This is a genomic window from Pseudomonas sp. NPDC087336, from assembly GCF_044744285.1.
Lineage (GTDB): Bacteria > Pseudomonadota > Gammaproteobacteria > Pseudomonadales > Pseudomonadaceae > Aquipseudomonas.
Window position 1 is genome coordinate 583 of sequence record NZ_JBIUYA010000078.1, and the last position, 1,127, is coordinate 1,709.

The 1,127-nt window shown below is 57.0% G+C and carries 2 pseudogenes; both read left to right on the top strand.

Annotated elements, in window-relative coordinates:
- Positions 1-846: pseudogene (gene rpoB / locus ACIO0C_RS31265) on the top strand (DNA-directed RNA polymerase subunit beta); the annotation flags it as partial.
- Between the two features lie 64 nt (positions 847-910).
- A pseudogene (locus ACIO0C_RS31270) lies at positions 911-1,127 on the top strand (hypothetical protein); the annotation flags it as partial.

The following is a 1,127-nucleotide window of genomic DNA, read 5'->3' on the forward strand; positions in this document are numbered from 1 at the left end:
CCTCCAGCCGCGCGACAAGAGGGCCGGTCGACCCCGTAACAAGGGTGTGTCTCCGTGATCATGCCGGTTGAAGACATGCCGCACGATGCCAATGGCACCCCGGTAGACGTTGTCCTCAACCCGTTGGGCGTACCTTCGCGTATGAACGTCGGTCAGATCCTTGAAACCCACCTGGGCCTCGCGGCCAAAGGTCTGGGCGAGAAGATCAACCGCATGGTTGAAGAGCAGCGCAAGGTTGCCGAGCTGCGTAAGTTCCTGCACGAGATCTACAACGAGATCGGCGGTCGTCAGGAAAGCCTCGATGACTTCTCGGACCAGGAAATCCTGGACCTGGCTCAAAACCTGCGTGGCGGCGTTCCAATGGCCACTCCAGTGTTCGACGGCGCCAAGGAAAGCGAAATCAAGGCCATGCTGAAACTGGCTGACCTGCCAGAAAGCGGCCAGATGCAGCTGACCGACGGCCGTACCGGCAACAAGTTCGAGCGCCCGGTTACCGTTGGCTACATGTACATGCTGAAGCTGAACCACTTGGTAGACGACAAGATGCACGCGCGTTCTACCGGTTCGTACAGCCTGGTTACCCAGCAGCCGCTGGGTGGTAAGGCGCAGTTCGGTGGTCAGCGTTTCGGGGAGATGGAGGTCTGGGCACTGGAAGCATACGGTGCCGCTTACACTCTGCAAGAAATGCTCACAGTGAAGTCGGACGATGTGAACGGCCGTACCAAGATGTACAAAAACATCGTGGATGGCGATCACCGTATGGAGCCGGGCATGCCCGAGTCCTTCAACGTGTTGATCAAGGAAATTCGTTCCCTCGGCATCGATATCGATCTGGAAACCGAATAACACGTGACGCGAATCGAGAGCGGGGCAGCACTGCCCGCTCTCTGCTCCGCCAGGAGGAAAGGCCTTGAAAGACCTACTGAATTTGCTGAAAAACCAGGGTCAAGTCGAAGAGTTCGACGCCATCCGTATCGGATTGGCATCGCCTGAGATGATCCGTTCGTGGTCGTTCGGTGAAGTTTAATAGCCGGAAACCTACAACTACAGTACGTTCAAACCTGAGCGTGACGGCCTGTTCTGCGCCAAGATCTTTGGCCCGGTAAAGGATTACGAGTGCCTGTGCG